Below are 25032 nucleotides of genomic sequence, written 5' to 3'. Positions count from 1 at the left end.
TGTTTGACGTCACGACGCCAGGCTCGCGGGGCGGTGCAATGATGATGCTCGCGATCACCGGCTCCATCGGAATGGGGAAGTCCACGGTCGCGAGATTGTTCGAGAAGGCGGGCATACCGTTGTTCGATGCCGATGCTGTCGTCCGCGATTTGCAGGCCAACGATCCGGAAATGATTGCGGCGATCGGCAAGCGTTTCCCGGATGCCGTTCGCGGAACTGTGCTCGATCGGGAGACACTGGCGCGGGCCGTGCTCGGTGCCCCGGCGGAGCTTCAAGCTCTTGAGGCTATCGTCCATCCGGAAGTGCAGGCCGCGCGTCAGCGTTTCATCGAAGATCATCAAGACGCATCGGCGCTTCTGTTCGACATTCCCTTGTTATTCGAAACCGGCGGCGAAGAGGCGTTCGACAAGGTCATCGTGGTTTCGGCTCCGGCCGAGGTCCAGCGCGAAAGGGTACTTCAGCGACCTGGGATGAACGAGGCCAAGCTGAATGCGATCTTGGCGCGGCAAATGCCCGACGCCCAAAAGCGGGAGCGTGCCGACTTCGTCGTCGATACCGGCGCCGACCTTTCCGCAACCGAAGCCCAGGTGAATGAAATTCTTTATTGTCTCGGGCTCCGCTGAGGCCGATAGAAATCGGGTGCGAGAGATTGTCTTCGATACTGAAACCACCGGCCTGAATCCCGCCGGTGGCGACCGGATGGTCGAAATAGGTTGCATCGAGATGGTCAATCGGGTCGAGACCGGCCGCCATTTTCACGCCTATTTCAATCCGCAACGCCACATGCCTGCCGAGGCCGAGGCGATCCACGGACTCAGCAACCTGTTCCTGTCGGCGCAGCCGTTCTTTGAGGACAAGGTCGAGGAGCTGATCGAGTTCCTGGCGGATTCGCCGCTCGTTGCGCACAACGCCTCGTTCGATTTCGGCTTCCTCAATCACGAGCTCCAGCTGTGCGGTCGGCCGCTCGTCTGCATGAGCAGGATGGTCGATACGCTGGTGCTTGCGCGTACGCGGCATCCAGGCGCGAAACACAGCCTCGATGCCTTATGCACGCGCTTCGGCGTCGATCGCAGCCTTCGCGTGAAGCACGGCGCGTTGCTCGATGCTCAGCTTCTTGCGCAAGTCTATGTCGAGTTGACCGGTGGGAGGCAGATCGGTCTCGGCCTGGTCGCCGATACCAACGCCAAGGATGTCAAAGTCGGCGGACCGACCGTTACGGTCCGCGAGCCGCGCGTTCCGCGTCCGCACTTTGCGAGCGCGGAGGAACTGGAACGGCATCGTGCGTTTATCGCACGTATGGCGAACCCGCTTTGGGAACGCTTCGCGCCACTCGCCGCCTAGGGTGATTGACGCAATGGCCGGAGCGCGCCTAGCCGGCGCGCCGCACAGGAAAGGAGGGCTGAATGGTGGACGTACGGGTGACGGGCCATCAGGTCGACATCGGGGATTCGCTTCGCGAACTGGCAGTCGGCCGGATGCAATCGCTGACCGAAAAATACTTCTCGCGAGCCGTTTCGGCCAATGTGACCATGAGTCCGGGGCCCCATAACGATTTCATTTGCGATATCGTCGCGCCGGTCGCCCAGGGAGTGGTTTTGAAGGCGCATCACCGGGCGCCGGAAGCCAGGATTGCGTTCGAAGGCGCGGGTGACAAGATCGAGAAGCAGTTGCGTCGCTACGCCAAGCGACTGCGCGACCATAAAGGGAATGGCAGCGACGACTTCGTCGAGACGGCCGGCTATACCATTTTCGCAGTCCCGCCGGAGGCCGAGGAGCAATCCGAGGAGTCGTCGGACCATCCTGCGATCATCGCAGAGACGAAAGTCGACATTCCCGAGGCCACTGTGTCCGACGCGGTGATGATGCTCGACCTGCGCAACACGAACGCGCTGATGTTCAAGAATAGGGCATCGGGAGAATTGAACATGATCTACCGCCGCGACGACGGTAATATCGGCTGGGTTGAACCGCCCGCCCGCTGACAACATCTGGAATGTGTGTATCGGTGGACGTGCGGCGTTTGCCGTAGTGGTGAGTAGAATATGCAACTGGCCGATTTCCTGGATTTTGACGCGATCAAGCCTGCACTGCCGGGCGGCAACAAGCGCGCGCTGCTGCAGCAGTTGGCGCAGATTGCGGCCGGTCGTCTTCTCGCCGACGCCGGCGAGATCATGTCGAGCGTTTCCGAACGCGAACGGCTTGGATCGACGGGGTTCGGCCAGGGCGTCGCCATCCCGCATGGCAAGATCGAAGGCCTCAATCGGATCTATTGCTTGTTCGTGCGCCTCGCGGAGCCGGTCGACTACAAGTCGATCGACGGACAAAAGGTCGACCTCGTGTTTTTGCTTCTCTCGCCGCCCGATGCGGGGGCGGAGCATTTGAAGGCCCTGGCCGCGATCAGCCGTGTTACGCGCCATGCTCCGACGCTGGAGAAGATGCGAGGCGCCCGCAGCCGGGACGCGCTCGCGGCCGTTCTCATGGGGGCCGATGAGCGAGACGCCGCCTGACGCTTCCGAGCTGACGGCGACCGGAGCGGAAGGGCATTTCCGCCGTCTCGAATCGCTCTACCGCTCGGCCCCGGTCAACCGGACATTTGAATCGCGGATCGAGATCAGCGGGCCGGGTCATGCCAGGATCCGGTTCCAGGTCGACGAATCGTCATTTCACGCGGCAGGTGCGGCGCACGGAACGCTATATTTCAAGATGCTCGACGACGTGGCTTTCTACGCCGCGAACAGCCTCGTCAGCGACCGCTTCCTCCTGACCACAGCCTTCAACCTGCACTTCACGCGGCCGATGCGCGCGGGTGAGGCCGTCGCCGAGGGACGCTGGATCAGCGGGCGCCGCAGGGTGCTGATCGCCGATGCTCACATCATCGGCTCGGACGGAGAGGAAGCCGCGCGCGGGACCGGCACGTTCGTCAGGTCTCACATCCCGTTGAGCAGCCTGCCCGGCTACAAAAGCTGATGAACGAACGCCTTCCGGCGCACGTCGAAGTGTCGGCGATCATGCGACGGGTCGAAGCGGAGGGCGGTTTCGCAACCATGCTCCGCAGGGGCGATCCGGATCGCGGCGCAGTTGTCCTCTATATTCAGAAAAGAGGAGATTTTTGCGGAATTCTTGAGCGGGAACTCGGGCCGAACTTCACTTACGACTGGGTCTTCAAAACTGATGGTTCCGAAACTCTTGGCGATTTGATCGCGCGGAAATCGCGATTCGACCCGGATTTCTGGTTAATTGAACTGGACGTCGCGGAGCCGGAACGATTCATCGCTGAAACGACCGGCTCGGGTTGACCCCTGCTCCCGCGCCGGGAAAACAGGGTCCAACAAGAGCGGGGGCACCATCTTACCGGAACAAGCCGGGGCAGGTGCCACGCAAGACGGGGAACAAACACCAGGCGCTAAGCACAGTTTTTGAGTGCGATGTTGCGCGCCTGTGATGTCGGTTCACCGCCCAATGTTCGGATTTCATGTTTGTGACTTTACGATCGGCCTTGCTGATCTTCGCCGCAGCCAGCGCAAGCTCGGTTGCTCCGGCCCAAGTCGGCCCGACTTCGCAAGAGCCGCTAATTCCCGTGACGACTGCTTCGCTTCCGAAGATCGTCGTTCCGGAACCGATTACCAACCCGACCTATACGCCTGATGCCGACACACAGTCGGACGTTGATGGCGCGGCAGACTCCGTTGCTCCGCAAATCGTCAAGCCGACGGGCGACCTTTCGTCGCTGGTGGCCCAGCTTCGCGGCCCCGACGCCGGGAGTCGGGAGCTCGAGTGCCTCGCGGTCGGAATCTATTTCGAGTCGAAGAGCGAGCCCCTGGCGGGGCAGCTGGCTGTTGGCGAGGTCATCGCCAACCGTGCGAATTCGAACGGCCGCTTTCCGTCCACCTATTGCGGCGTGCTGTTCCAGCGTGGGCAGTTCAGCTTCATTCGCGGCCGGTCGCTTCCGACGGTCGCGCGGTCGAACCGCCAGTGGCAGACGGCTGTCGCAATCGCCAAGATTGTCGACCAGGACCTCAAGGATTCCGCGGCCGAAAACGCGCTGTTCTTTCACGCCAAGCGCGTGTCCCCGGGCTGGCGCCTGAAGCGCGTCGCATCGATCGGGAATCACGTCTTCTACCGCTAGAGCGGTTTTCGATATTCTTGTTTCGTTCTAGGGTGACCAGCGATGGCCACCCTAATCGATTCGTGCTTTGCCGACGCTCCGCCAATCGCTGCCGAAGTGGCGCGCGGAGTGACCCGGCTGTTCTGCCGCTCCGACCTGTTCGCGATCTGCGAAGTGCCGCTCCCTAACGGGCGGCGGGCGGACATGATGGCCATCGATGCCAAGGGCTGCTGACGATCGTCGAGATCAAGGTTGCGAAGGCCGACCTGCTTGGCGACGGAAAGTGGACCGACTACCTGGACTATTGCGATCGCTTCTTCTGGGCCGTCCCACCGGATCTGGCATCCATCTGTGACGGCGAGCGGTTCAAGCCTGGCGAGGCCGGCCTGATCGTGGCCGACCGCTACGACGCGGTGCTGATCCGTGAGGCGACCTATCGGCCGCTGGCGCCGGCACGGCGAAAGGCAGAGCTACTGAGGTTCGCGCGCAGAGCAGCCCGGCGCTTGTCGGCGCAGATCGACCCAAGCATGGGCGACGATTTCTAGGGCCTACTTCAGCTTGAAGCTGTCGAGATCGTCGGTCTTGGCCGGCTTCGCTTTGCCAGCCGCTTCGATGGTCGCGATGATCTTACGATTGCGCGTGTCGCGCTTCGCATAATCGCGAGCCGAATACCCGGCAGCGGCATCCTTCTTGTCAGGGTTCGCGCCCCTGGCGAGAAGAAGCTTCACCGACTCCAACTGGCGCTGCTGGACCGCGAGGATTAGCGCGGTCTCGCCCATCTTATTGGTAGCGTCGACCTTTGCGCCGAGTTGCAGAAGCATGTCGACGGCATCGGTGTAGCCAACCCGCGCAGCAACGATTAGCGGAGTGTTTCCGCCTCCATCCGCCAGGTTCGGGTCGGCGCCCTTGCCGAGCAGGAACTTGGTCCACAAATCGTCACCGCGCGCGATGACGATGGTGAGCGCAGTCTCGCCCTTCAGGTTCCGGGAATTGAGAAGGGCCGGGCGGCTTTCCAGCAACTCGGTCGCCTTGTTGCCGTCGCGTGAGCGGACCGCAGTCAGGAACGGCTCAGCATCTGAAACATATTGTGCGGCCACCGGCGCCGATGCTGCCGCAAGCGCGAAAGCGATCAATGCGAACCATTTCATATTGTCTGCCCTTTTGAGCCCTGCTCCTTGAACGCGCCCCGATAGCAAAGCATGTCTGAACTTGTCATGGCCAAGCCGAGCAAAACTTCCATCCCGTTCTGGAGCGGCCGCTGTCCGAACTGGATCGCGGGCAGTGGGAGGCGTTGTGTGACGGCTGCGGGCGGTGCTGCCTGCACAAGCTCGAGGATGAAGACACGGGCTTGCTTTATCCTACGAACGTCGCCTGCGCGCTTCTCGACCGCAAGAATGGGATGTGCATCGACTACGCTCACCGCAAGAAGCGCGTGACAGATTGCGTGGTGCTGGACCGCAACTCGCTCGGTGGACTCGACTGGTTGCCAGAAAGTTGCGCCTATCGGCTGCGGTCGGAAGGAAAGCCGCTTCGCGCATGGCATTATCTTATTTCGGGGAGCCGCGAGACGGTGCACGAAGCGGGCCAATCGACGCGTGGCTGGACGGTGAGCGAACTCGATGTGGATGAACTGGAAGATCATGTCGTCGACCGCGGGCTCTGAGGCTCTCTTTCGGCACGGCGACCTTCCGTTGCCGGTCGAAATTCGCGGCATCCGGGGTGCGCGGCGCCTGCGCCTGCGCCTGGACGAGAAGCGCCAGGTGCTAAAGCTCACCGGTCCGTTGCGAATGAGCCGCAAGGCGGCCCTGAAGTGGGCTGCGGAGCAGCGCGACTGGGTCGAAACGCAAGTCGCAGCGATGCTGCCAGCCGAGCCGTTCGAGCCCGGCGCGGTAATCCCGGTCGAGGGCGAGATGTGCGCCTCAGTTGGTCCGAAGAGGCACCGCGAACGCCGCGACTGGAAGGCGATTTACTCGCCTGTGGGGACCGCGAGATGGCTTTGCCAGGCGCATCGAAGTTTTCCTGCGCCGCCGATCTCTCAAGCTGCTTTCCGAGGAGACGGCGGAGTTCGCAGAACGCGCGAAGGTGACGCTGAAAGGCGTGTCAGTGGGCGATCCCGACACGCGTTGGGGAAGCTGCTCGTCGGCTGGCCGGCTGCGTTACAGCTGGCGGCTGATTCTCGCTCCGTCGGAGGTCCGGCGATACGTCGTCGCCCACGAGGTCGCGCACCTCGTGCACCTCAATCACGGTCCCGAATTCAAGGCATTGGAGCGCGAGCTCTTCGACGGTGACGCCGACGCCGCGCGGCTATTGCTGCGACGGATCGGGGCCGGTTGAAGCGGATCGGGCGGACGCTGTGAACCCGGCTGGGGCGGCCTGACCACTTGCGGCCGGGGCGCCGGCTGCCGCTGAGGTTGCTGGCGGTCCGCACTTCCAGGGGAAGCACCTTGTCGAGCCACTGCTGGTCGAGCTGATTGCCGGTCTGGGGCACTTGCTGGGGCTGGCCCGGAAGCGGCTGGCCGGGCGGGGGAATGGTGTCGATCGGCTGACCGGGAAGCGGATTGCCATTCTCGTCGACCAGCGGAGGCGGGCCAACGCTATTGTCGACGGCATAGGGATCTTCCTCGGCATCGAGGTTCCAGTCGGGCATCGGCACTTCGGTCTGGAAATTCTCCACCGGCCGGTTGGCGACGGCGACGACCATGAAGTCATGAAAGGCGCGCGCGGGGGCGGTGCCACCCTGCAATCCGGCAATTGCGCGAGCATCGTCGCGGCCCATCCAGACTCCGGTTGTCAGGCCGCTCGAGAAGCCGATGAACCAGCCGTCCTTGTTGGAGCTCGTGGTTCCGGTCTTGCCGGCCACCGGCCGTCCGATCTGCGCGGCGCGACCCGTACCCGTCAGCACGGCAGATTGCAGCAGGTCTGTCATTTCCGCAGCAACCCAGGGAGCGACCAGCACTCGGCCCTCCTCGCTTTCCTTCTGATAGAGCAGCCGGCCGTCGGCGGTGACCACCTTGCGGATCGCATACGGCGTAACAGAGACCCCTGGTTGGCGACCGACGCAAAGGCCCGAGTCATGTCGATCAGGCGCACGTCGCTCGTGCCAAGCACCATCGAAGGATAGGTCGAGATCTTGCTGGTGATACCGAAGCGGCGGCCATGTCGGCGATCGTGCCGAACCCGAGCTGGGCGCCGATCTTGGCACTGACCGTGTTGATCGACAGAGCGAAGGCTTCGCGCAGGCTGACCGGACCGCGGTTGGTTCGCGTCGAGTTGCGCGGCGTCCAGCCGTCGATCGTCACCGGTTCATCGACGATGGTGTCGGTCGGCTTCATCCCGGACTCGAGCGCCGCCAGGTACACGAACAGCTTGAACGATGAGCCGGGCTGGCGCTCCGCCTGCGTAGCGCGATTGTAGATGGAATCGACGTAATCCTTGCCGCCGATCATGGCGCGAACGGCGCCGTCCCTGTCGAGCGATACCAGAGCACCTTGGGCATTGGCGGGCGCGTTGGCAGCAATTGCCCGCTCCGCCGCGGCCTGCATGTTCGGATCAAGCGTCGTCCAGACGTCGATCGGTTCGTTGCTTTCATCGATCAACGTGTCGAGCTGGGCAGCGCCCAGTCGGTGAAGTATCGAACGCTGTTCTGCTTGGTGGTCGGCTGGATCTTCACCGCAGCGGAATCGACCTGCGCGGCGCGGTCCGGCGAGACGAACCCATTGTCGACCATGGTCTTGAGAACGACCTCGGACCGGCTACGGGCAGCCTCAATGTCGGCGGTCGGCGAATAGTTCGACGGTGCCTTCACCAGGCCGGCGATGATCGCGGCCTCGCCCAGCGAAAGGTTGCGTGCGCTATGCCCGAAGAAGCGCCTAGACGCCGCATCGATGCCGTAGGCGCCGCCGCCAAAATAGACGCGGTTCAGGTAGAGCTCGAGAATCTGGTCCTTGGTGAACTTGCGCTCGATCGCCAGCGCGAGGACCGCCTCCTTCACCTTGCGGCCGAACGTGCGGCTGTTGGTGAGAAAGATGTTGCGGGCCAGCTGCTGGGTGATGGTCGATCCGCCCTGCGTCCAGTGCCCGGTGTCCACGCGCACTTTCGCGGCGCGAGCGACTCCGACCGGATCGACTCCGAGGTGCGAGCGAAAGCGCTTGTCCTCCACCGCGATCATCGCGGCGCGCATTTCGGCCGGGATCTGGTCGTAGGGGAGCCACTGCCCGAAGCTTGGGCCGATGTTGACCAGGACCGCGCCGTTCGATGCTCGGACGCGGATCATCTGCCCCTGCCCGGTGCGGCTCTTGAGGTCCGAGTAGCTGGGAAGATTGGCATAGGCGACCGCGACCGCGACGATCAGGGCGATCAGGCCGAGCAGCGCTCCGTAAAGGGCAATCTTCAGCGCGGTCACGAGTGGCCTGCGGATGGGGTTCGAAGCGGCGCGGGCCATCGTGTGACGAGGATTATAAACTCATGTGACACCCGACAAGCGCTATCGCCATCGGCATCTTACCGCAGGATTAACCCTGTTTTGATGTTTCACCCGTAGCCACGGCCGCATGTTGGCCCGCACCGCACTCTTTGCTGTGGGTTTGGCGGCGGCGGCGTTGCTGGCGGCGATCCCCGACGCGCGCGCCCAGTGCAGGCTCTGCGACAAGCCGGTAACCGCGCCCAGAGCAGACTCGTCCGGCGAGATCATCGAGCTCCAAATCGAAGCCAGCCTCGACTTCGACCGGCTGGTCGTCCTTGGCGATGGTGAAGGCACGGCAACCCTGCTGCCCAACGGAACCCGGCAGACTTCGGGCTCCGTTGAGGCAATGGGCGGACGGGCGATGGTCGGCGAAGCGCATATCCGGGGGAGCCTGGCCGCTCCGTTCGAATCGACATGCCATCGCGTCTTCAGCTGCACTCCATGGGAGGCGGGCGAATCACGATCGACGAGATCGTCACCGACTTGCCGGGCGACCCTCGCCTCGATTCGCGGGCATTCTCAATTTCCGCTTCGGCGGGCGAATTCGTTTCAACGGAAGTAACGATGGCGACTTCCGGGGTGAGCTGCCGATCACCGTGGAATACCCTTGAGAGAATGGCCCAAAACGGCGGAATCCTTTCCGTCTTGGTAACCATGACCTTGAAGCAACCTCTAATCGGTTGGGTTAATGCGGCGATCACGGTGAGCGGACCAGCGGTCAGCCCAACCGCGAGACTTTTGGTTCGGAACAAGTGGGGATTCTCAAATGACGAAACTTCTTCGTAATACGTGCCTCGCCGCCTCGGTAGCGGCTTCGGCACTGGTTGCCACGCCGGCCGTCGCTGCGCCGGTTGGCGCCGCCACGCCCGCCACGGCGCGCGCTCGCATCGTTCGTCCGCTCCTGCTGACGGCGACCCGCAACCTGGACTTCGGCACGATCACGCTCGGCACGGTTGCTGCCGGCGGTGAGACCGTCGCGATGAACCAGGCCGGCGTTGTCACCTGCGGTTCGGGTGGCCTGACCTGCTCGGGCACCCCGGTTTCGGCGGCTTACAACGTGCAGGGCACCAACAACCAGGTCGTCGTGATCACCGCGGTCGCCAGCCCGCTGACGAACGCGAACGATGGCACGACCCTGTCGTTCTCGCCGAATGCTCCGGTTTCGGTCACTCTGACCAACTCGGGCGCTCCGGGCACCAACTTCAACGTTGGCGGCTCGATCACGATCGTCCCGGCAACGACCGACGGCGTCTACAGCGGCAACGTCAACGTCACCGTTGACTATCAATAAGCTGCTGAGGGCCCGCAAGGGCTGATCGGAAGGGAAAGGGCCGCGGTTCGCCGCGGCCCTTTTTCGTTGTCTGCATTCCGCGGGCGATATGGTTAGCGGGATATCAACCATTTTGGACCAAATCTCCCTCCGAACCCGTGGGAGATTTCGATGTCGTTCTTTCGTCTTGCTGCGCGCGCCGCGCTTCTTGCTCCGCTGCTGCTCGCCGCACCCGTTGCGCAGGCCGGCGTCGGCGACCTCCTGGTCGCGCCGACGCGCATCGTCCTCAACGGCAGTCGCGGCACCGAGATCGTGCTCAACAACATCGGCGATGACGTTGCGACGTATCGTATCTCGGTCGAGCTGCGGCGGATGACACCGGACGGGATGCTCCACGACGTCACCGATCCGAATGCGGAAGAAAAGCTCGCGGAATCAATGATCTTCTACGCGCCGCGGAGGGTCACGCTGGCTCCACGCGAGCCGCAGACCATCCGCATTTCCGCCCGTGCGCCGAAGGATCTTCCGGACGGCGAATATCGCGTCCACCTGCTCTTCCGCGCCGTCCCGCCGCCGACGCCAGTGCAGGCGCCGCAGGACGTGAAGGGCATCGCCTTCGCCCTGACGCCGATTTACGGCGTGACCATCCCCGTCATCACCCGCTTCGGCAATCTCGAGGCCAAGGCCGGAATCAGCAACGTGAAACTGACCAAGGCAGAGGGAAGCCCGCCGTCAGCGTTGAGCTGACCCGCAACGGCGAGCGCTCGACCTTCGGCGAGGTTCGGGTCATGAAATCGGGGATCAAGGACCCGATCGCCGTGCAGCGCGGCGTCGCCGTCTATACCGAGGTCGGGCAGCGAAGCCTCACCATCCCGATCGACGAGAAATATCTGGCCTCGGCCAGCGGGCATGTGACGGTTCAATATGTCGAACCGAGCGACAACGGCCCGCTCACCATCGCCGAGACCGACGCGGTCTTGAACTAGGACGCGGGAGCAGCCGCAGGACCGATCGATGCTGCGCGGCGGCAAGATCCTGGGGGCCTTCGCCCTGGTCGGCGCACTGTGCGCCGGCGCGCCTGCCGCGACGCCACTTGCGGACAGCTGGTCGGCGGACCCGGAAGGCCAATTCCTTCTCGACGTGAACCTTCACCGTCTCCGGCTTGGGGACGGTGTTCGCGCTTATGCGACGCCGGAGGGCACGTGCATCGTGTTCGGCGACTTTCTCGCGGCGCTCGACGTGCCGATGAAGATCGATCTTGCCGCGAAGAAGGCATCAGGCTGGGCGTTCAAGGAAGAGCACCGCATCTCCATCGATATCGCTTCCGGATCTGTAACGTACGGGAAAAGCACGGAAAACCTCGTGAAGGGCGCCGTCCGGGAAACCCGGAGGGATGGTGCGTCGACAGCACCGCCCTTGCTCGCTGGTTCGGGATCGGGGTCAAGCCGAACACCAACGGCTCGGCGCTGATCCTCGAATCCGATGCGAAATTGCCGGTCGAACTGGCGATCGAGCGCGAGAAGCGCGCGGCGCAAATCAAGCCGGCCAAGTTCGACCTCAGCACCCTGCCCCAGGTGAAGCTGCCCTATCGCATGTGGCGTGCACCCGCGCTCGACTTCGTCGTCAGCGGAGGAGTGACCTATCGCGCCAACGATGGCGTTCGCGTCGATCGCAGCACGTCGATCTACGCGGCCGGCGAAATCGCGCATTTGTCCTATGACGCCCGCCTCTCCACGGATTCCAAGGGCATTCCGAGCTCGCTGCGGGTGAGCGCCTATCGTTCCGATCCCGACGCAAAGCTGCTGGGGCCGCTCAAGGCGACGCACTTCGGCTTTGGCGACGTTAACGGTCTCGACAGTGGGCTCGGCGGCTCCGGCGCGAGCGGACGTGGCGCGGTCGTCACCAACCGGCCACTGTTCAATCCCACGGCGTTCGACAAAACGCGCTTCGAAGGCGACCTGCCAGTGGGATGGGAGGCCGAACTTTATCGCAACGGGGAACTGCTGGCCTTCGCCCGTCCGACAGCGTCTTCGCGCTATGTCTTTGAAGACGTGCAGCTTTTGTACGGCGAGAACCAGATCAGCATCGTCATGTACGGTCCGCAGGGGCAAATCCGTACGCGCGAGGAGATGATCAACGTCGGCCAGGAGAACGTGCCCAAGGGCAAGACCTGGTACTGGGCGGGCGCCAACCAGCCTGGCCGCGATGTCATCGCGTTCCACGATTCGCCCGACACGCTCAACTTGCCGAAAGCCCAGGCGGCTGTCTCAGTCGAGCACGGCATCGATGATCGCATGTCCGTAGGCGCGATTGCGCGCACGATGCTGATGGGCGACGAGCGACTGACGTTCGTGGAGGGCTCGATTCGCCGTTCGATCGGCCCCGCCCTCGTCGCAGTCGGCGTTGCCTGGGAGAGCGGTGGCGGCAAGGCTGCCCGCGCTCAGGTCCTGGCAAAGTTCGGCAAGGTCAATGTCAGTGGCGAGGCGCTGCTGACCGACAATTTCCACCTTGAGGGCCAGCGGCTCCGCCGATCAGGCAAAGACTTCAAGCTGGCCGTCGACGCACCATTCACTGTGGGCAAGACGTTCGTATCCGCACATTCTGATGTGCGACTGATCAAATATGAAGACAATTCGAGCCAGCTGGAGGCGGCGGCGCGACTTTCGACGACATTGCGGCGGTTCAATCTCGCGACGGATGTCCGCTATCGCAGGCAGTACCTCGCCAACGGCCCTGCGCCGCCCGGCGAACTCGAGGTCTCGTTGATCGGCTCCGGAGGCATCGGCAACGTCCGTCTCCGGGGCTACGGCACGTTTGAGGTCGCGCCGGAACGCCGTTTCCGCGCGGCCGAACTCAGTGCCTATTGGTCGGCGAGCGAACATGTCGACTGGGAGGGCGCGGTCGCTTACGACCCGGGTGCGAAGCGCGGGCGAATGCGAGTGTCGCACATCCGGCGCATCAACACGCTCGCACTTGCCGTGACCGGAGAGGCGGCGACCGATGGCTCGGTGGCAGTGGGCTTCAACCTCAACTTCTCGCTCGATCCCAACCACGGCTTTGGACTTTCGCGCGAGCCGTTGGCGGCTGCCGGCGCTGTGCGGGCGCGCGTCTACCGCGATCGCAACGACAATGGCGTACGCGACCCGTCCGAGCCGTTCGAAAAGGGCGCGCTCATCACCACTGGAACCAGGATTACAGAGAAGACCACTGACGAGCGGGGATCAGTTATGGTCGGAGGCCTCGCGACATTCACGCCCGTGGCCGTTGGCGTCGACACCACCAGCCTTGCCGACCCCAATCTGGTGCCGAGCAAGGCGTTGCAGGTGGTCGTGCCACGGCCCGGCGTGCCAGCTGAGGTGGAAATCGGCCTGGTCGGCGGTGGTGAAATCGAGGGCGCAATCGTCAAGAATGGCGGTCTCGGCTTCGAAGGCCTGGCGCTCGAGCTTGTCGACGCGCAGGGCAAGGTTATCGCCACGACGCAAACGGATTACGACGGCTACTTCCTGTTCGAACGCGCCGCGTATGGGCGTTACACGATTCGTGTAGCGAAGGATTCGGCGGTCGCTGCGAAGATCCTGCCCGACCTCAACACCGTGGCTGAGCTCACCGAAGAAAGGTCGGTTGCACGGCTGGGATCAATCCAGGTGACGAGGATACCGACCGTCGCATCGGCACAGTGAAAGTCGTCTCGGGCGACTTAAACTGTTATTGATTCTCAGTCGCAGCAGAGCGTACCGCTGGCGCTGATCCCGTTTCATTGGTGCGGTCGAGAAGACTCGAACTTCCACGGCCTTTCGGCCACAGCGACCTCAACGCTGCGCGTCTACCAGTTCCGCCACGACCGCACGCCATGAAGATTGGGAGCGGTCGGCGACCGCAATCCCGGTAGGCGCGCGCCTCTAGCAAGGGATGGCGAGCCGCGCAACGGGGGCAATCTGTCCCTCGGAGGGACGAATTCTTAAAGCACTGTTTACCATCGGGCACTGACGCGTTTAGCTGAGCGACAATGCTCACGCTTTTGCTCGCTTCGACCATCGCCGCCACGCCCGCGCAGTCGCCTTCGCGCACTGTCGCGTCGGCCTCGGCGCAGGCGACGGTCCGGATCGTTCGTGGAGCCGAAATGCGGTGGGGCCGGCCCGCGGATTTTGAGGCGAGTGTTGTTCGAGCATCCACGATCCGCGAGCGCGACGGCTCCCGCCGGACTGCATCGCTGGTGGAGTTCTACTAGCCGCCGACTTTCGGATCGCCGAGGGTCACCGTCAGCTCCTGCGCGGCGGGCGGGATATTGAGCTCGGCGCTGTTGAAACTGGCACTGCCGCCTGGGGAAGCATCTTCATCGGCGGCGGAATCGTCCATTTGTAGACCACTTTGCCCGACGCATCGTGGAGCTGGGCGGTGATCGGCGGGATCTTCTGCTGCTCGTCCGTCGGATTGATGATCCGGCCGCTGATGTTCAGGAACTCGTTGCCGCTGGCGAGCTGAGTTCGGTCGCTATGGGTCATCATCAGCTGCAACGGCGTATCCCCGGACCCCGCAATGCCGAGGCGCTGGCGAAGCTCGGGCGGAGCCAGGAACCAGACCGCGGCAACGATGGCCGCGATTCCCAGGATCGCCAGGATGATGATGAGCAGCCGACGCTTCGGCTTCGCACCAACGTCGTCCCGGGTTGCGAACGGGCTGAAGTCTTCGTCCCGCTCAACCCATTCCAGCCGTCCGGATGGCGCGGCTTCGGCAAGCTCGGGAATTTCCGTCTCCGGCGGGATCGGCGGGGAAGCCGGCGCTTCGGCGAGCGTCTCCTCTTCGCGATAGGACTCTTCGAGCGCGGCCTCCTCCGGCATCACCTCCTCGGCGGCAACGTCCGAATATTCTTCCGCCACAGAGTAACTCTCAGCGGAGGCTTCGATTGGCTGAATGTCTGGCTCGGCGAACTCCGGCATTAAAGCTTCGGGCTCCGAAACCTGTCCCTCGGCGGGAGGCATTTCGCGCCAGCTGTGCTGACACGCCTTGCAGCGGACCTGACGCCCGCTCGGCGGGATGGCGCCATCCTTCACGACATATTGCGTGCCGCAGGAAGGGCAGGTCAGGATCATGGCAGCACTCGTTCTTGGTTTTCAGAGGGTAAACAGGAATGCGCGCCCATTGGCAAGGCGGCGGCCACATGCAAGAAGCCGTTCGACAAGGAGGGCGGGCCTCTGTCGGCAATCGTGGAATTCGACAGCGTCGGTTTGCGTTACGGTACAGGCGCCGAGGTTTTGCGCGACCTCGACTTCCGGCTCGCGAAAGGCGGCTTCTATTTCCTGACCGGGCCCTCTGGCGCGGGAAAGACGTCCCTGCTGCAATTGCTCTATCTTGCGCGACGTCCGACCCGCGGGCGGATCCAGCTGTTCGGGCAGGATCTGACCGACGCTCCGCGCGACTTCCTGCCCGACTTTCGTCGCCGCATCGGCGTTGTGTTTCAGGACTTCCGCCTGATCCGGCATCTGTCGACCTTCGATAATGTCGCACTGCCACTACGCATCGCCGGGACGAGCGAAGCGGAGCTAGAAGGTCCGGTGCGCGAGATGCTCGCCTGGGTTGGGCTGGCCGATCGGGCCAGCGCTCGGCCGCCGACGCTTTCGGGTGGTGAGCAGCAACGTGTCGCCATTGCCCGTGCGGTCATCAGCCAGCCGGAGCTCCTCGTCGCCGACGAGCCGACCGGAAACGTCGATGCGGAGATGGCGATTCGCTTGCTGCACCTGTTCACCGCTCTCAATCGCCTCGGCACGACGATTGTCGTCGCGACTCACGACATCAGCCTGATCGCCCGCACCCCGGGAGCGCAGTTGATCAGGATCGAGAAGGGGACAGTGAGCGACCCGACCGGTCTTCTGAAGAATCCGCCGGCGGGGGCGCGCGAGTCCCATGAAGCTGTCCATCCTTGCTGGCACGGAGGCCGAGCGGCGACTCTTGCCCGGCGGGACTCATCGCGGACCGACGCCTTACGTCATCGCCATCATGACCTTTGCGATGATGATCGTCGCTGCCGCCGGCCTTGCGCTCGCCAATGCGGCCGGGATCGTCGCCGGTGCGGTAGAGCATCGCTACGTCCTGCAGCTTCCCGACGGGACTTCAGGCAAGCTGGACCAGGCCGTGAAGGCTGCGGCATCGGTCCGCGGCGTGACCAACGTCGAACCGGTCAGCGAAGACGAGATGCGGCGAACCCTGGAGAAGTGGGTCGGGCCAGGCGGCCTCGGGAAGGATCTTCCCGTCCCGGCAATTGTTCATCTCGAACTGGCTCCGAATGCCCGTGCAGCCAACATTGCGGCGCAGCTTGGCCGCGCCCTCCCCGGCTCGAGGTTCATTGCCGAGGAAGCAACCGTAGCACCCTTGCTGGGGTCGCTGAGGGCGCTTCGCTGGTTGGCAGTAGCGCTGGTCCTGTTGATGGCCGCGGCCACGTCAGCCGCGGTCGTACTGGCGGCGAGGGGTGCGCTCGACACGCACCGCTCCACGATCGAGATCATGCACGGGATCGGCGCGACGGATGAGCAGGTGGCGTTGCTGTTCCAGCGCAAGATTGCGCTCGACGCTATGGTCGGCGCCCTGATTGGCGGAGCGCTTGCAGCGATCGCGCTGCTGGTCATCGGCGGCGGCGGGATGGCGATGGCGCGAGAGCTTGCGGGGGCCCTCCGCTGGACGTGACGGATCTGGTCGTGCTGGCGATGCTGCCGATCGCGGCCGTCGTACTCGCAACTTTGGTTGCGAGGTTCGCGGTCCTCAGTGCATTGCACAAGGTCATATGATTGCTCGCTTTCTCTCGCTGTTTCTTCTTCTCTACGCGCTCGGCTTCATCCTCTTCTCGGTGACGCTGGGGCGGCCGGCCGAGAGCGATCTCAGGACCGACGCAATCGTAGTCATCACGGGCGGCAAGGGACGCATCGAGCATGCCTTGAAGGTGCTGGAGCAAGGCAAGGCGAAGCGTGTCCTCATCGCGGGCGCGGACCCCCTGGTGACGAAAAAGGATCTCGTCGACCGGTTTAACGCCGAGCGGCGGCTGGTGCGCTGTTGCGTCGATCTCGGCAGCGAGTCCGTCGATACGCGATCGAATGCGGAGGAGGCGCAACGGTGGCTGGCGAAGCATAGCTACCGGACGGTCCGCCTGATCACCAACGACTGGCACATGCGCCGGGCGGACTATGAATTTCGCAAAGGCCTGGACGGCAAGTACAAGATCTTTCCCGACGCGGTTCGGACCGAGCCTGCGTTCGGCACTTTGTTCGCCGAGTATAACAAGTATCTGCTTCGGCGCGCGGCGGTCTGGCTGGACGTGTGATGCGGCTGTTCCGGCAGGGCACTTACGCCCTGATCTTCTATCCTGCGACGTTTATGTTCGTGATCGGATGCTTTGCAGCAGGGCTGTTCGGATCGAAGCCGCTTCGCGCCGTGGTTCACGCCTGGACCGATTTTCATCACGCGCTGGTGCGAATGCTGGGGATCTTCACCGAGGTTCGTGGGAGCATTCCGTCCGGCGCGTTCCTCATTGCGGTCAAGCACCAGTCGATGTTCGAGACGCTGGAGATCGTACGCATCGCCAATACGCCGGTAATCGTCCTCAAGCGCGAGCTTAGCCAGTTGCCGGGTTTGGGTGGGCGACGCGACGTTATGGCGTCATCCCGGTCGACCGCTCGGCAGGAGCCAAGGCGCTCCGGGAAATGCTGCTGTTGGGCAAGGAGGCTGCCGCGATCGGGCGGCCGGTCATCATTTATCCTGAGGGCACGCGAGTTCGGCCGGGGGAGACGCCGCCGCTCCAGGCCGGCTTCGCAGGACTTTACAAGGCGCTCGGTCTGCCGGTCGTTCCTGTGGCGATGGACAGCGGACGCCTGTGGGGCCGAAACCTGCCGCGGAACGCAGGCACAGTTCACTTCGTGGTCGGCGAGCCGATCCCGGCCGAGCTCAAGCGCGAAGACATCGAGGCGCGGGTTCACGCCGCGATCAACGTGCTCGAATCAGGTCCGCAGGCGAGCGCCTAGCTTCTCGGCGGCTGCCACGATCCTTCTTGTAGTCTCGCCAAGCTCTGCCTCGGTGAAGCTCCTTTCGCCGGGCTGTAGGACCACCTCCACGGCGAGGCTGAGGCCGTCGGCCGTCTCGAACCGATCGAACAAGCGAGCGCCGGTGATGACCTGCTTGTCCGCGCCACGGATCGCACGGACGAGAGCATCGGCCTGGACCTCGGCGGGTACGATGAAGGCAAAGTCGCGAGTCACGGGCTGGAGCGCCGGCGGCGTGTAAGCCGAACGGGCATGACCGCTCGAGCGGGGCAGGGGAATCGCGTCGAGATAGATTTCGGCCGCGACTGCACGCTCGGGGGCGTCGATCACCTTCTCAAGCTTCGGGTGAAGCTCGCCGAAGGCCGCCACGATCGTTTTCGGGCCGAGACGAAGCGTCGCCGAACGGCCAGGGTGCCAGTTCGGCCCAGCATCCGGGAAGATCTGCAAGTTGGCCACTGGCGCACCGGCAGCCTCAAGCAAGGCCAAAGCTTCTGCCTTGGCATCGAACGCGTCGAATCGCTGCGCCTTGCCGCTTTGCCAGCCGCGCGGCTGCTTCTCACCGGCGAGCAGCAGCGTTGCCGTGGGCCGCTCGGCGTCGGCGAGATAGCGGCGCCCGATCTCGAACAGCCTGACCGAAGGAGCACCGCGGTCGAGATTCCGCCGAGCCGCCGAGATCAGGCCCGGAAGCAGCGAGGGTCGCATCACCTTCATGTCCTCGCTGATCGGGTTGGCGAGCGACCATTCGCCCGGACCGAAAGCGTCAGCCTCCGGCTCCGAAATAAAGCTCCAGGTCACGGCTTCGTCGAGGCCGCGCGCGGCAGCGGTCCGCCGGACAACACGCTCCAGCATCTGGGAGCGGGTGGCGGTCGGCTTGGCAACGCCAGCAGTGCGGGCAGGGGTTCGGCAATCACCTTATCGTAGCCCGTGATGCGGGCGACTTCCTCGACCAGGTCCGCGGTGCCGATGACGTCACGACGCCAGCTTGGGACGCGAACGCTCGCCGGATCGGCGAACTCGAAACCAAGCGACTCCAGGATGTTGCGCTGACGGTTCTCGGCGACCTCGACTCCGCCGAGGGCGAATGCGCGCTCCGGAACGAAGCGGACGGTACGATCTTCAAGCGGCGGGGTGCCGACGTGGATCGCCTCCGAAGCTTCGCCACCGCAGATGTCGAGGATGAGGCCAGTGAGGATGTCGAGCCCATCACCGAGGAAGGCGGGATCGACGCCGCGCTCGAACCGGCTGCGGGCATCGCTGGTGAGGCCGAGCTTCTGCCCCGTCTGCGCAATGCGTTCGGGCGTGAAGTAGGCGATCTCGAGCATCACGTCGGTCGTGCTCTCGCTGACGCCCGAATGCTCGCCGCCCATGATGCCGCCGATGTCGTGTACCTCGCGCTCGTCGGCGATGACCGTCATCGACGGGTCGAGCGTGTATTCCTTCTCATTCAGCGCAAGCACCTTCTCGCCGTCCCGGGCGGGCCGGGCGACGAGAGCGCGATCGAGCTTGGCGATGTCGTAGGCGTGCGCGGGACGCCCGACATCGAGCATGACATAGTTGGTGATGTCGACCAGCGCGGAGATCGGCCGTTGGCCCGCGCTCTTCAGCCGCCGCTGCATCCAGTCCGGCGAGGGGCCGTTGCGGACGCCGCGAACCGCGCGGCCGAAGAAGGCGGGGCATCCCGCCGAATCCTCGATGCGGATGTCGATGGGTGACTTGAAGCTGCCCTCGATCTGCGGAACCGCGAGCGGCTTCAACGTTCCGATGCCGGCAGCGGCAAGATCGCGGGCGATGCCCCGAACGCCCATGCAATCCTGCCGGTTGGGCGTGACGTTCACGTCGAACACCGGATCGTTGAGCCCGGCATAATCGGCGAAGGCGGTCCCGACGGGCGCATCGGCGGGAAGCTCGATGATGCCGTCGTGCTCGTCGCCGATCTGCAACTCACGAACGGAGCACATCATGCCTCGGCTCTCGACGCCGCGGATGGCCGCGACTTTGAGTGTGAGGTCGGAACCCGGCACGTAAGCGCCCGGAGGACCGAACACGCCGAGCATTCCAGCCCGAGCGTTGGGAGCCCCGCAAACGACCTGGACCGCTCCCTCCCCGCGTCGACTGTCAGCACCTGCAGCTTGTCGGCCTGCGGGTGGTTCTCCGCCGTCAGCACTTTCGCGACCCGGAAGGGCGCAAGCGCTTCGGCCGGATTGTCGAGGCTTTCGATCTCCAGCCCGATCGCCGTCAGTGTGTCGGCAATCGTCTGCTCGTTGGCATCGGTTTCGAGGTGTTGCTTGAGCCAGCTCAGCGAGAACTTCATGCGCCTACTCCCCCGCTGAGCGTGGGCACGTCGAGCGCTCGGAAGCCATAGTGCTTCAACCAGCGAATATCGCCGTCGAAAAAAGCGCGGAGGTCGTCCATTCCGTACTTGAGCATGGCGAGGCGATCGATGCCGCAGCCGAAGGCGAAGCCCTGCCATTCGTCCGGGTCGAGCCCACAATTGGCGATTACGCGCGGGTGGACCATCCCCGAGCCGAGAACTTCCATAAAGCCTTCGCTGCCGCCGATGGTCCGCTTGCCGTTCACGAGCGTGTAGCCGACGTCGACCTCGGCGGACGGCTCGGTGAACGGGAAGTAGGACGGGCGCATCCGCAGCACGACATCGTCGCGCTCGAAGAAGGCCTTCAGGAAGGTTTCCAGCGTCCACTTGAGGTGCCCCATGTGGATCGCGCGGTCGATGACCAGACCCTCGACCTGGTGGAACATCGGCGTATGGGTCGCGTCGCTGTCGGAGCGGTAAACGCGGCCCGGAGCAATCACGTAGAGCGGCGCGCCGGTCGCCTGCATCGCCCGAATCTGCACCGGCGAGGTGTGGGTCCGCAGGACTTTCGACTCTGTCTCACCCTCTTGGCGTTCGAGGTAGAAGGTGTCCTGCATCGCGCGCGCCGGGTGGAACTCCGGCATGTTGAGCGCGGTGAAGTTGTGCCACTGGTCCTCGATCTCCGGTCCTTCCGCGACCGCGAAGCCGAGGTCGGCGAAAATCTCCGCCAGCTCGTCCATGACCTGGCTGACCGGATGGACCGTACCGGTCGGCGTGTCCTGAGCCGGAAGCGACAAGTCGATCGTTTCGGTCGCGAGCTTGCGGTCCAATTCGGCCATTTCCAGCGCCGACTTCCGGTCGGCGATTGCAGAGGTGACCTGCTCGCGAAAAGCGTGGATCTCCGGCGCCTGGGCGGCCCGCGTCTCCGGGTCCATCGCCCCAAGCGACTTCAGCTGCTGCGTGATGCTTCCGGACTTGCCGAGCACGGACACGCGCAGTTGGTCGAGCGCGCCAAGGTCGGGCGCGGAGCGGATTTGGTCGAGAAGGTCAGTGTCTGACGCCATGGCGCGGCCTTAGCTGCACCGCAGCGCAAAATGCAAAGGCGCGTGCTACAGGGGTTCCATGAGCTGGCCTGTTCTCGATCCGGAGAAGGATCATGAAACGCTGACGATCCTGCATCTCACGGCGCAGATGCTCGGGAAGATCAGAGTGCGGCACGCACCATGGACCAATCACGGCTGGCATGTCGCGCTGCAGCCGAATGCGCGAGGCCTGGCGACCCTGCCGACGGCTGCCAGCGACGGGCGGACGTTCACGCTGGCGCTGGATCTGTGCCGCAACGCGATCGTCCTGACCACGAGCGCGGCAGAGCGCGGCGTTCTGCCGCTGGATGCCGGCTCCATTTCGGCATTGCATTCCGGACTCGTCGAGATGCTCCAGAAGTATCGGCTCCCATCCGATTTCAACGGAAAGCCGAACGAGATCGCTGACGCCGTACCGTTTGCCGAGGATGTCCAGCCGCGCGCGTACTCGCCGGAGTCGGCGGCGACCTTTCGCGAAGCACTTGCGGCGATGCTGCCCGCCTTCGAACGCTACCGTGCGAGTTTCATCGGCAAGTCGAGCCCTGTCCATTTCTGGTGGGGAAGCTTCGATCTGGCGGTAACGCGATTCTCGGGCCGAATCGCACCGCCGCATCCGGGCGGCGTCCCGGGACTTCCCGACAGCGTCGCGCGCGAAGCCTACAGCCAGGAAGTGTCCAGCGCAGGATTCTGGGCTGGCGGAGCAACCAAGGCGGACGCATTCTTCTACAACTATGCCTATCCGGAGCCCGCCGGCTTCAGGGATCGCCCGATCGCAGCAGGCGGCTGGAACTCCGACTGGCAGGAGTTCACCTTGCCCTATGACGAGGTGCGAGCCGCGCCGGATCCCGACGCTTTGCTGACCAGCTTTCTGCATTCGACCTACGAGGCAGCGGCAGATCTTGCCGACTGGGATCGAGCGACGCTCGAGAGAGAACCGGTCGCGCCCTAGCCGGGCAGGAAAGGGAAGGGCGAAATCGTTTTCCGGTTCTCATGCACCGCAAGCATCCGCCCCGCTGGGGGCATGGCGCGATAGGCGCACTCCATCCTCGGGCAGATTGAGCAGGCCGGCCCGACCGGAGTTGCCGGCGTATTGGTAAGGTCGAGGCCGTCGGCATAGGCAATGCGCGGGGCGTAGCGGACGTCGCATCCAAGACCGATGGCGAGCAATGCGTCGTCTCTCAACTCGGGACGAATCGGGCGCTCGATGGTGCGGCTGATCGTGAAGAAGCGCTGGCCGTCAGGCGTTTCGATCAGCTGGCGGATCGTCTGACCGGGCGTCTGGAAGGCCGCGTGGAGATGCCAGCGCGGGCAGGTCCCACCGAAGTGCGAGAAGGGGAAATTCTCGCCGGCATAGCGCTTGGAAATGTTTCCGGCCGGATCGACGCGCAGCATGAAGAAGGGGACGCCGCGTGCGCCGGAGCGCCCAAGTGTCGTCATCCGGTGCGCGATCTGCTCGACGTTGGCACCGAACTGTCCGCATAGGCGATCGATTGCGTAACGGTGCTCCTCCGCGGCGCGCAGGAAACGGCCGTAGGGCATCATGATCGCGCCCGCGGCATAATTGGCGAAGCTCATGTGCAACAGCGCTCGCGTTCCGGCGTCGGGTGGCCGCGCGTCGTCCGCCATGCGCTGTAGCAGGGGCGCAAGCTCAAGCAGAGCGAGCTGGTAGGCGAGGCCGAAGGTGCGATTCTCTGCCCGCAACAGGGCCGAAATCATGAAGGTGCGGCGCTGGGCGTCGTAATGCTGGCTGAAGTTGTCGAGCAGCTCCGGCGACACGACCTGCGCCTCGACGCCGTAGGCCTCCTTCAGGCGGCGGCGCAGCGCTTCGGAAACCGACAGCGGATCGCTGAGTGAATTGCCAAGGATTTCGCAGCGCTCTTCCAGCTCCGGGTAATGGTTCCGCTGCGACTGGATGTAGTCTCGCACCCACGTCTCAGGCGTGATCAGCGCGCGGGGTCGCCGGCTGCCTCCTCGTCCGTTCCGCTCGGCGGCCTGCGTTGGAGCTCTCGTAACGCGGTGTAGAGGCGGACCACGCCTTCCGAGACAGCGGGAGCGTTGTCAGACAGCTCGATCAGCTCCGCTCGGCCGATCCCGAGGTCAGCGAGCATTGGATCCGTAAAGATCTCGCCCAACTGGTCCGCGCCAGCCGTGTCACCGCCTTCGGAGGCGAACGCCTTCATGTCGATGTCGAAGGCTTCGGCCAGCCGGAGCAGGATTCCGGCGGTGACCGGCCGTTGGTTCCGCTCGAGGTGGTTCAGGTATGAGGCGGAGATGCCGATTTCCTCGGCCATCGCAGCCTGATGCAGCCCGCGCTCGCGCCTCAGGCGCCGCAGCCTTGCCCCTAGGAACAGCTTGCGTTGTGCAACCATTGTCGAATTGTGAACGAATTTACAAAGTACACAAGTATAGTTTTGTCACCTTGGCCCTTATTTGTGCAACGTTAACCAAAAGGCTGTGTTTCCCTGCACTTAGATCACAGGGATTCGCTATGTCTGACTTTGGTGTCGTTGTTTCCGCTCCCGCTGGCCGCTTCGATGGAATCGAGCGCCCGTATAGCGCTGAAGACGTCCTCCGCCTGCGCGGCTCGTTCCCGATCGAGCACACGCTCGCTCGTCGTGGTGCGCTGCGCCTGTGGGAACTGCTGCATCAGGACGAGCCGACTCGTGCGCTTGGCGCCATTACCGGCAACCAGGCGATGCAAATGGTCCGCGCGGGCCTCAAGGCAATCTATCTGTCGGGCTGGCAAGCCGCGGCAGACGCCAACACGGCCTGCTCGATGTACCCTGACCAATCGCTCTATCCCGCGAACACGGGCCCCGAGCTCGCCAAGCGGATCAACCGCGCCCTCCAACGCGCCGACCAGGTCGAGCACAGCGAAGGCGGAGCGAAGCGCGACTGGTTCGCGCCGATCGTTGCCGACGCGGAAGCCGGGTTCGGCGGTCCGCTCAACTGCTTCGAGATCATGAAGGCCTATATCGAAGCGGGCGTCGCCGGCGTTCATTTCGAAGATCAGCTCGCGTCGGAGAAGAAGTGCGGCCACCTCGGCGGCAAGGTCCTGATCCCGACCCAGGCAGCGGTCCGCAACCTCGATGCCGCGCGTCTCGCCGCCGACGTCTGCGGAGTTCCGACGATCCTCGTCGCCCGCACGGACGCGGAGAGCGCCAAGCTGATCACGTCCGACGTCGACGAGCGCGACCGGCCGTTCATGACCGGTGAGCGCACGCCGGAAGGATTCTTCCGCCTCGCCGACGGCACGGGCCTCGACCATTGCATCTCGCGCGGTCTCGCCTTCGCTCCGCACGCGGACCTGATCTGGTTTGAAACCAGCCATCCGAACCTGGACGAAGCGAGGACCTTCGCGGAGGGCATTCACGCCCGCTTCCCCGGCAAGATGCTCGCCTACAATTGCTCGCCCAGCTTCAACTGGCGCGCCAAGCTCGACGAGCAGACGATCGCCAACTTCCAGCGCGAGCTGGGCGCAATGGGCTACAAGTTCCAGTTCGTCACGTTGGCCGGCTTCCACAGCCTCAACCACGGCATGTTCGAGCTGGCGACCGGCTACCGCGATCGCGGCATGGCGGCTTACTCCGAGCTTCAGCAGGCGGAATTCGCCAGCGAGGCCAAGGGCTACACTGCGACCCGCCACCAGCGCGAAGTCGGCACCGGCTATTTCGACGCCGTCGCGACCGCCATTTCCGGCGGCCAGTCGTCGACCGTCGCACTCAAGGAATCCACCGAAGCCGCCCAGTTCATCGCGGCCGAATGAAGCCTTCTGGAG

26 protein-coding genes, 1 tRNA gene and 4 pseudogenes are annotated in these 25032 nt (G+C 64.1%); 23 read left to right on the top strand and 8 right to left on the bottom strand.

Translation table 11 applies throughout. The features are described 5' to 3' along the window. Window positions 1–38 precede the first annotated feature (38 nt). From coaE to H9L15_RS06215, 8 genes and pseudogenes are all read left to right on the top strand, one after another. The gene (coaE, locus tag H9L15_RS06250; protein WP_187715813.1) at window positions 39–623 is read left to right on the top strand and encodes a dephospho-CoA kinase; all 585 of its coding nucleotides are present in this window, start codon (window positions 39–41) and stop codon (window positions 621–623) included. A 16-nt stretch (window positions 624–639) separates the two neighbouring features. Beyond that, window positions 640–1341 (top strand): DNA polymerase III subunit epsilon, encoded by a 702-nt coding sequence (gene dnaQ, locus H9L15_RS06245; protein WP_187715550.1) that lies wholly within the window; start codon window positions 640–642, stop codon window positions 1339–1341. Window positions 1342–1406: 65 nt separating this feature from the next. Continuing rightward, a complete protein-coding gene (gene hpf, locus H9L15_RS06240; RefSeq protein WP_187715812.1) occupies window positions 1407–1982 on the top strand; it encodes a ribosome hibernation-promoting factor, HPF/YfiA family in 576 nt (191 codons plus the stop codon). A 60-nt stretch (window positions 1983–2042) separates the two neighbouring features. Beyond that, window positions 2043–2507 (top strand): PTS sugar transporter subunit IIA, encoded by a 465-nt coding sequence (locus tag H9L15_RS06235; RefSeq protein ID WP_187715549.1) that lies wholly within the window; start codon window positions 2043–2045, stop codon window positions 2505–2507. Continuing rightward, window positions 2488–2967: a PaaI family thioesterase gene (locus H9L15_RS06230; RefSeq protein ID WP_187715548.1), complete on the top strand. Its 480-nt coding sequence runs from the start codon at window positions 2488–2490 to the stop codon at window positions 2965–2967. The genes H9L15_RS06235 and H9L15_RS06230 overlap by 20 nt, the downstream gene beginning before the upstream one ends. Before the next feature lie 29 nt (window positions 2968–2996). Then, entirely contained in the window at window positions 2997–3296 is a 300-nt protein-coding gene (locus tag H9L15_RS06225) for a DUF1491 family protein (protein ID WP_262984935.1), read from the top strand. A gap of 281 nt (window positions 3297–3577) precedes the next feature. After that, window positions 3578–4126, top strand: coding sequence for a cell wall hydrolase (locus H9L15_RS06220; RefSeq protein ID WP_187715546.1), 549 nt, complete (start codon window positions 3578–3580; stop codon window positions 4124–4126). A gap of 42 nt (window positions 4127–4168) precedes the next feature. Then, window positions 4169–4650: pseudogene (locus H9L15_RS06215) on the top strand (MmcB family DNA repair protein). 3 nt (window positions 4651–4653) lie between these two features. Here the strand turns inward: H9L15_RS06215 and H9L15_RS06210 are convergent. Then, window positions 4654–5253 (bottom strand): ankyrin repeat domain-containing protein, encoded by a 600-nt coding sequence (locus H9L15_RS06210; protein WP_187715545.1) that lies wholly within the window; start codon window positions 5251–5253, stop codon window positions 4654–4656. A gap of 143 nt (window positions 5254–5396) precedes the next feature. Here H9L15_RS06210 and H9L15_RS06205 point away from each other — a divergent pair, with 143 nt between their 5' ends. Together H9L15_RS06205 and H9L15_RS20235 are read left to right on the top strand one after the other, a co-directional pair. Next, a complete protein-coding gene (locus H9L15_RS06205) occupies window positions 5397–5768 on the top strand; it encodes a YcgN family cysteine cluster protein (RefSeq protein ID WP_262984934.1) in 372 nt (123 codons plus the stop codon). Between the two features lie 260 nt (window positions 5769–6028). Continuing rightward, window positions 6029–6439 (top strand): M48 family metallopeptidase, encoded by a 411-nt coding sequence (locus H9L15_RS20235; RefSeq protein WP_187715544.1) that lies wholly within the window; start codon window positions 6029–6031, stop codon window positions 6437–6439. A gap of 50 nt (window positions 6440–6489) precedes the next feature. Here the strand turns inward: H9L15_RS20235 and H9L15_RS06195 are convergent. Continuing rightward, window positions 6490–8546: pseudogene (locus H9L15_RS06195) on the bottom strand (transglycosylase domain-containing protein); the annotation flags it as partial. A gap of 109 nt (window positions 8547–8655) precedes the next feature. Here H9L15_RS06195 and H9L15_RS06190 point away from each other — a divergent pair. The 6 genes from H9L15_RS06190 to H9L15_RS06165 all read left to right on the top strand — a co-directional run bounded on the left by H9L15_RS06190 (window position 8656) and on the right by H9L15_RS06165 (window position 13517). Next, window positions 8656–9129: a hypothetical protein gene (locus H9L15_RS06190; protein ID WP_223276562.1), complete on the top strand. Its 474-nt coding sequence runs from the start codon at window positions 8656–8658 to the stop codon at window positions 9127–9129. Between the two features lie 204 nt (window positions 9130–9333). Next, the gene (locus H9L15_RS06185) at window positions 9334–9858 is read left to right on the top strand and encodes a DUF4402 domain-containing protein (RefSeq protein WP_187715542.1); all 525 of its coding nucleotides are present in this window, start codon (window positions 9334–9336) and stop codon (window positions 9856–9858) included. Between the two features lie 150 nt (window positions 9859–10008). Beyond that, window positions 10009–10584, top strand: a complete 576-nt coding sequence (locus tag H9L15_RS06180) for a fimbrial biogenesis chaperone (RefSeq protein ID WP_187715541.1) — start codon at window positions 10009–10011, stop codon at window positions 10582–10584. A gap of 41 nt (window positions 10585–10625) precedes the next feature. Continuing rightward, on the top strand, window positions 10626–10823 hold the full coding sequence (locus H9L15_RS06175; RefSeq protein WP_187715540.1) for a hypothetical protein: 198 nt from the start codon (window positions 10626–10628) through the stop codon (window positions 10821–10823). Between the two features lie 28 nt (window positions 10824–10851). Then, window positions 10852–11307: a hypothetical protein gene (locus H9L15_RS06170; RefSeq protein WP_187715539.1), complete on the top strand. Its 456-nt coding sequence runs from the start codon at window positions 10852–10854 to the stop codon at window positions 11305–11307. Between the two features lie 20 nt (window positions 11308–11327). After that, window positions 11328–13517: an MSCRAMM family protein gene (locus H9L15_RS06165; RefSeq protein ID WP_187715538.1), complete on the top strand. Its 2190-nt coding sequence runs from the start codon at window positions 11328–11330 to the stop codon at window positions 13515–13517. Window positions 13518–13595: 78 nt separating this feature from the next. On the opposite strand, the gene H9L15_RS06160 is transcribed toward H9L15_RS06165, so the two are convergent. Beyond that, window positions 13596–13682, bottom strand: a tRNA-Leu gene (locus tag H9L15_RS06160). A 161-nt stretch (window positions 13683–13843) separates the two neighbouring features. Between H9L15_RS06160 and H9L15_RS06155 the strand changes: the two genes are divergently transcribed. Next, window positions 13844–14065, top strand: coding sequence for a hypothetical protein (locus H9L15_RS06155; protein WP_187715537.1), 222 nt, complete (start codon window positions 13844–13846; stop codon window positions 14063–14065). Window positions 14066–14096: 31 nt separating this feature from the next. On the opposite strand, the gene H9L15_RS06150 is transcribed toward H9L15_RS06155, so the two are convergent. Further along, window positions 14097–14927: a zinc-ribbon domain-containing protein gene (locus tag H9L15_RS06150; RefSeq protein WP_187715536.1), complete on the bottom strand. Its 831-nt coding sequence runs from the start codon at window positions 14925–14927 to the stop codon at window positions 14097–14099. A 102-nt stretch (window positions 14928–15029) separates the two neighbouring features. Between H9L15_RS06150 and ftsE the strand changes: the two are divergent. The 4 genes and pseudogenes from ftsE to H9L15_RS17225 form a co-directional block, all read left to right on the top strand. Then, window positions 15030–15719 (top strand): annotated as a pseudogene (gene ftsE, locus H9L15_RS17235) (cell division ATP-binding protein FtsE); the annotation flags it as partial. A 19-nt stretch (window positions 15720–15738) separates the two neighbouring features. Next, a complete protein-coding gene (locus H9L15_RS17230; protein ID WP_223276739.1) occupies window positions 15739–16515 on the top strand; it encodes a cell division protein FtsX in 777 nt (258 codons plus the stop codon). 97 nt (window positions 16516–16612) lie between these two features. Further along, on the top strand, window positions 16613–17146 hold the full coding sequence (locus tag H9L15_RS06135) for a YdcF family protein (protein WP_187715534.1): 534 nt from the start codon (window positions 16613–16615) through the stop codon (window positions 17144–17146). Window positions 17147–17483: 337 nt separating this feature from the next. Continuing rightward, window positions 17484–17843, top strand: a complete 360-nt coding sequence (locus H9L15_RS17225) for a lysophospholipid acyltransferase family protein (protein WP_223276657.1) — start codon at window positions 17484–17486, stop codon at window positions 17841–17843. Here the strand turns inward: H9L15_RS17225 and pheT are convergent. Both pheT and pheS read right to left on the bottom strand, forming a co-directional pair. Continuing rightward, window positions 17820–20172, bottom strand: a pseudogene (gene pheT, locus H9L15_RS06125) (phenylalanine--tRNA ligase subunit beta). The gene H9L15_RS17225 and the pseudogene pheT sit on opposite strands and share 24 nt — an antisense overlap. Next, entirely contained in the window at window positions 20169–21236 is a 1068-nt protein-coding gene (gene pheS, locus H9L15_RS06120) for a phenylalanine--tRNA ligase subunit alpha (protein WP_187715533.1), read from the bottom strand. Before pheS ends, pheT begins: the two are co-directional and overlap by 4 nt. A gap of 58 nt (window positions 21237–21294) precedes the next feature. On the opposite strand from pheS, the gene H9L15_RS06115 reads away from it, so the two are divergent. Beyond that, a complete protein-coding gene (locus H9L15_RS06115; protein ID WP_187715532.1) occupies window positions 21295–22203 on the top strand; it encodes a DUF5996 family protein in 909 nt (302 codons plus the stop codon). Here H9L15_RS06115 and H9L15_RS06110 read toward each other — a convergent pair. Together H9L15_RS06110 and H9L15_RS17220 are read right to left on the bottom strand one after the other, a co-directional pair. Then, window positions 22200–23180: a helix-turn-helix domain-containing protein gene (locus H9L15_RS06110; RefSeq protein WP_223276561.1), complete on the bottom strand. Its 981-nt coding sequence runs from the start codon at window positions 23178–23180 to the stop codon at window positions 22200–22202. The genes H9L15_RS06115 and H9L15_RS06110 overlap by 4 nt on opposite strands. 17 nt (window positions 23181–23197) lie before the next feature. After that, complete coding sequence (locus H9L15_RS17220) at window positions 23198–23623, bottom strand: helix-turn-helix domain-containing protein (RefSeq protein ID WP_223276560.1); 426 nt, start codon at window positions 23621–23623, stop codon at window positions 23198–23200. A gap of 119 nt (window positions 23624–23742) precedes the next feature. On the opposite strand from H9L15_RS17220, the gene aceA reads away from it, so the two are divergent. Further along, window positions 23743–25020, top strand: a complete 1278-nt coding sequence (gene aceA, locus H9L15_RS06105) for an isocitrate lyase (RefSeq protein WP_187715531.1) — start codon at window positions 23743–23745, stop codon at window positions 25018–25020. Window positions 25021–25032: the final 12 nt, after the last annotated feature.

This window comes from Sphingomonas daechungensis (assembly GCF_014489495.1).
Lineage (GTDB): Bacteria > Pseudomonadota > Alphaproteobacteria > Sphingomonadales > Sphingomonadaceae > Sphingomicrobium > Sphingomicrobium daechungense.
Note: the sequence above shows the minus strand (reverse complement) of the source record. Positions and strands in the feature narration are given on the sequence as shown.

What these genes read in the sequence shown, in the direction of transcription:
- coaE (WP_187715813.1), top strand. Translation starts at nt 39, where the DNA reads ATGATGATGCTCGCGATCACCGGCTCCATCGGAATGGGGAAGTCCACG.
- H9L15_RS06185 (WP_187715542.1), top strand. Translation starts at nt 9,334, where the DNA reads ATGACGAAACTTCTTCGTAATACGTGCCTCGCCGCCTCGGTAGCGGCT.
- H9L15_RS06150 (WP_187715536.1), bottom strand. Translation starts at nt 14,927, where the DNA reads ATGATCCTGACCTGCCCTTCCTGCGGCACGCAATATGTCGTGAAGGAT.
- H9L15_RS06230 (WP_187715548.1), top strand. Translation starts at nt 2,488, where the DNA reads ATGAGCGAGACGCCGCCTGACGCTTCCGAGCTGACGGCGACCGGAGCG.
- H9L15_RS06175 (WP_187715540.1), top strand. Translation starts at nt 10,626, where the DNA reads ATGAAATCGGGGATCAAGGACCCGATCGCCGTGCAGCGCGGCGTCGCC.
- H9L15_RS17230 (WP_223276739.1), top strand. Translation starts at nt 15,739, where the DNA reads ATGAAGCTGTCCATCCTTGCTGGCACGGAGGCCGAGCGGCGACTCTTG.
- aceA (WP_187715531.1), top strand. Translation starts at nt 23,743, where the DNA reads ATGTCTGACTTTGGTGTCGTTGTTTCCGCTCCCGCTGGCCGCTTCGAT.
- H9L15_RS06180 (WP_187715541.1), top strand. Translation starts at nt 10,009, where the DNA reads ATGTCGTTCTTTCGTCTTGCTGCGCGCGCCGCGCTTCTTGCTCCGCTG.
- H9L15_RS06210 (WP_187715545.1), bottom strand. Translation starts at nt 5,253, where the DNA reads ATGAAATGGTTCGCATTGATCGCTTTCGCGCTTGCGGCAGCATCGGCG.
- H9L15_RS06155 (WP_187715537.1), top strand. Translation starts at nt 13,844, where the DNA reads ATGCTCACGCTTTTGCTCGCTTCGACCATCGCCGCCACGCCCGCGCAG.
- H9L15_RS06115 (WP_187715532.1), top strand. Translation starts at nt 21,295, where the DNA reads ATGAGCTGGCCTGTTCTCGATCCGGAGAAGGATCATGAAACGCTGACG.
- H9L15_RS06235 (WP_187715549.1), top strand. Translation starts at nt 2,043, where the DNA reads ATGCAACTGGCCGATTTCCTGGATTTTGACGCGATCAAGCCTGCACTG.
- pheS (WP_187715533.1), bottom strand. Translation starts at nt 21,236, where the DNA reads ATGGCGTCAGACACTGACCTTCTCGACCAAATCCGCTCCGCGCCCGAC.
- H9L15_RS06170 (WP_187715539.1), top strand. Translation starts at nt 10,852, where the DNA reads ATGCTGCGCGGCGGCAAGATCCTGGGGGCCTTCGCCCTGGTCGGCGCA.
- H9L15_RS17220 (WP_223276560.1), bottom strand. Translation starts at nt 23,623, where the DNA reads ATGGTTGCACAACGCAAGCTGTTCCTAGGGGCAAGGCTGCGGCGCCTG.
- H9L15_RS06135 (WP_187715534.1), top strand. Translation starts at nt 16,613, where the DNA reads ATGATTGCTCGCTTTCTCTCGCTGTTTCTTCTTCTCTACGCGCTCGGC.
- H9L15_RS06190 (WP_223276562.1), top strand. Translation starts at nt 8,656, where the DNA reads ATGTTGGCCCGCACCGCACTCTTTGCTGTGGGTTTGGCGGCGGCGGCG.